This is a genomic window from Nosocomiicoccus sp. HMSC059G07 (genome assembly GCF_001815515.1).
Classification (GTDB): Bacteria; Bacillota; Bacilli; order Staphylococcales; family Salinicoccaceae; genus Nosocomiicoccus; species Nosocomiicoccus ampullae_A.
Genome location: NZ_KV820844.1, coordinates 1 through 283 on the forward strand (window position 1 = coordinate 1; position 283 = coordinate 283).

Genomic DNA, 283 nt, shown 5'->3' on the forward strand with positions numbered 1-283 from the left:
GAAAATGAACAAAGTCATAGGCATGTTATAGATAAGACAGAACAAGAAAAGTTTCATAAAAATAACTATAATCTCACAGTGATAGGCATAATAGCTAGTTGTATATTATCCATGACAGGAGTTATAGGTGGGATAGTATTAGCTATTATAGAAAACACCATTGCAGGATCTGTTGTATCTGTACTTTCATTAGGTTCAATAATTGCCAATATACTTAAAGCGAGCAAAAATCAAAATTTATAAAACTATAGATCGCCTATTTATTGGCGATCTTTTTATTTAT

The 283-nt window shown here is 29.7% G+C and carries 1 protein-coding gene; it reads left to right on the forward strand.

Features of this window, described 5'->3' with window-relative positions; all coding sequences use genetic code 11:
- A partial coding sequence (locus HMPREF3029_RS09435; RefSeq protein ID WP_168165509.1) for a hypothetical protein occupies positions 1-243 on the forward strand: 243 nt, incomplete at its 5' end.
- Between the last annotated feature and the right edge of the window lie 40 nt (positions 244-283).